Annotated in this window: 3 protein-coding genes; 2 read left to right on the top strand and 1 reads right to left on the bottom strand. The window is 63.7% G+C overall.

Going from position 1 to position 3,088, the window contains the following annotated elements:
• Both carA and ACKOED_RS06020 read left to right on the top strand, forming a co-directional pair.
• On the top strand, positions 1 to 1,033 hold a 1,033-nt coding region (carA, locus tag ACKOED_RS06025), incomplete at its 5' end, for a glutamine-hydrolyzing carbamoyl-phosphate synthase small subunit (protein ID WP_408915676.1).
• The gene (locus ACKOED_RS06020) at positions 1,033 to 2,520 is read left to right on the top strand and encodes a carboxypeptidase M32 (RefSeq protein WP_408915675.1); all 1,488 of its coding nucleotides are present in this window, start codon (positions 1,033 to 1,035) and stop codon (positions 2,518 to 2,520) included. The genes carA and ACKOED_RS06020, both read left to right, overlap by 1 nt.
• Before the next feature lie 87 nt (positions 2,521 to 2,607).
• On the opposite strand, the gene ACKOED_RS06015 is transcribed toward ACKOED_RS06020, so the two are convergent.
• A partial coding sequence (locus tag ACKOED_RS06015; RefSeq protein WP_408915674.1) for a DUF4424 family protein occupies positions 2,608 to 3,088 on the bottom strand: 481 nt, incomplete at its 5' end.

The following is a 3,088-nucleotide window of genomic DNA, read 5'->3' as shown; positions in this document are numbered from 1 at the left end:
GGAGGTGCTGACGGACCCTTCCTATGCCGGACAGATCGTCACCTTCACCTTCCCCCATATCGGCAATGTCGGCACCAATGACGAGGACATCGAGACCACCAATCTGGCGGCCTCCGCCGGGGTGGTCGGCTGCATTGTCAAGGAGCCCATCACCGAACCGGCCAATTACCGTTCGGCGAAGCATTTCGACAAATGGCTCAAGGCCCGCAACATCATCGGCCTGTCGGGCATCGACACCCGCGCGCTCACCGCCCGGATCCGCGAGAGAGGCATGCCGAACGGGGTCATCGCGCATCATGCAAAAGGCAGGTTTGACCTGAAGAAGCTCAAAGCCATGGCGGCCGCCTGGCCGGGCCTCCTGGGCCTTGACCTCGCCAGGGATGTGTCCCTCACCCAGCGCCTGCGCTGGGACGAAACGCTGTGGGACTGGAACAAGGGCTATGAGCGTGTCCCGGAAGGCCGCTACAGGGTGGTGGCCGTCGATTACGGCCTCAAGCGCAACATCCTGCGCTGCCTCACGGCGGCGGGTTGCAACGTCACCGTGGTGCCCGCCACCACGAGGGCTGAGGACATTCTGGCCATGAAGCCGGACGGCGTGTTCCTGTCCAACGGCCCCGGCGACCCCGCCGCCACCGGCGAATATGCCGTTCCCGAAATCCGCAAATTGGTGGCCTCCGGCAAACCGGTCTTCGGCATTTGCCTCGGCCATCAGATGCTGGGCATCGCGCTGGGCGCCAAGACCGTGAAGATGCACCAGGGCCACCATGGCGCCAACCATCCGGTCAAGGACTTCACCACCAACAAGGTGGAGATCGTCTCCATGAACCACGGCTTCGCGGTGGATCGCGCCTCGCTGCCCGCGGGCGTCGTTGAAACCCACATCTCGCTGTTCGATGGTTCGAACGCCGGCATCGCGCTCAAGGACAAGCCGGTGTTCTCCGTGCAGCACCACCCGGAGGCCTCGCCCGGCCCGCAGGACAGCCATTACCTGTTCCGCCGCTTCACCCACTACATGGAACAGGCGAAGGGCTGATGTCCTTCGCGGAACTCGATCATCTCTGCCGCCGCCTCGAAGCGATCAGGCATGCCCAGGCCATGCTGGGCGTCGACGAGGCGGTGAACATGCCCGAAGGCGGCGGCGAAAAACGCGCCGAGGCGATGAGCGTCATCGCCGCCATGGCCCATGAAATGGCTTCGGCCCCGCACATCGCCGAATGGATCGCCAAGGCCGAAACCGAAGACCTCGACCAGGACCAGAAGGCGGCGGTTGCCGAATTCAAGCGCGGCTACATCAACCGGACCTGTCTCACGTCTGAATTCGTCGCCCGCCAGGTCAGTGCCTCAATGCGCTGTGAGCAGCTGTGGCGGCTGCTTCGGGCGAGGAACGACTGGACCGACTTCCTCCCCTCTTTCGAAAATGTCGTGGCCCTGGCCCGCGAGGAAGCCCAGCGCCGCGCCGAGGTCCTGAAGCTCTCGCCCTATGACGCGATGGTCGAGCAATATGACCCGGGAAGCCGCGTGGCCGACATCGCCCGCGTGTTCGCCGATCTCAAGGCCTTCCTCAAATGCTTCATTCCGGAAGCCCTCGACGCGCAGGCGCGGCGGCGCGCCCGCCACCCCCGCAAACCGTTCAACGGCCCCTTCCCCATCGAGAAGCAGAAGGCGCTGGGACTTGAACTGATGAACGCCGTTGGTTTTGATTTCAACCACGGCCGGCTCGATGTGTCGCACCATCCGTTCTGCGGCGGCGTTCCCTCGGACGTGCGCATGACGACGCGTTACCGCGCGGATGAGTTCCTGTCCTCCCTCATGGGCATCCTGCATGAGACCGGCCACGGGCTTTATGAACAGAACCTGCCGCATGATCTCGCCCACTGGCCCAGCACCAGCGCGCGCGGCATGGCGATGCATGAGAGCCAGAGCCTGTTTCAGGAAATGCAGCTGTCGCGGCGGCCGGAATTCTGGCGTTTCGCGCTTCCCAGAGCCCGCGAAATTCTCGGGCTTGAGGACGTGTCGGTTGAGGACCTGCTGTCCCATGTGCACCACGTCGAGCGCGGCTTGATCCGTGTGGATGCCGACGAGGCCACCTACCCCCTGCATGTGATCCTGCGCTTCGAAATCGAGCAGGAACTCGTGACGGGCCAGCTCGCGCCAAAAGACGTGCCAGAGGTCTGGAACGCCAAGATGCAAGACGATCTCGGGCTTTCGACCGCCGGCAACTACAAGGACGGCCCGATGCAGGACGTGCACTGGCCATCGGGCGCCATCGGCTATTTCCCAAGCTACACGCTGGGCGCCATGATGGCGGCGCAGCAATGGGCGGCGGTGGAACGGGCCATTCCCGATGCCGCGGAACAAGTCGCGCGCGGCGATTTCTCTGCCATTAACGGCTGGCGTAAGACGAACATCTGGTCGAAGGCCTCGCGCTTCTCGACCCCGGAGATCATGATCCAAGCCACCGGCGAAGCGCTGAACGCCAGGTACTTCGAAGACCACCTGAAGCGGCGCTATCTCAACTAGGAAAATTCTGGTTGTGGCCGCGCCGTCTCAGCCAGGCCCAAAAAGACGTTGCCGCGAAGCCTCAACCCGCGACAAGCCAACGGCCGCCTATTCGTCAGGCTTGAACCACTCCACGATCAGGAGCTTGATATCCTCCGCAGGCTCAAAATCGGTCTTGCGGACCTCGAACCGGGTGGGGCCAATCTTCTCCACACCCTCGGCGCAGAAGCTGACCAGGTTCTCGGGCCTGCCCTTGTCCACGACCAGCCGGAACTCCTTGATCGGGCCTTTCCAGCTGGCGCCGGTTGAGAGCACATAGCTCAGCCACACCTCGTTGTAGGGCGAAGAGTTGGCGGTGGTCGCGCGCTTTGCCAAGGCCTTGTCGAAAGCCGCGAACCAGTCGTCCTCGATGCAGAAGTCGCCGGCATGCTCCTTGCCCCAGTCCTCATTGCGGTATTCGGCGTTCAGCGCGCCGCCCACGCTGCCGCCCAGGACGGGCTTGTAGCGGTGGCTCACGGCAATCGTCTGGCCGGCCGGGAAGGTCTGTGTACGGGTGACGATGGTGCGGATTTTCCAGCGCGGGAAATAG

Origin of the sequence: Aestuariivirga sp. (assembly GCF_046093005.1) — a bacterium.
Lineage (GTDB): Bacteria > Pseudomonadota > Alphaproteobacteria > Rhizobiales > Aestuariivirgaceae > Aestuariivirga.
Note: the sequence above shows the minus strand (reverse complement) of the source record. Positions and strands in the feature narration are given on the sequence as shown.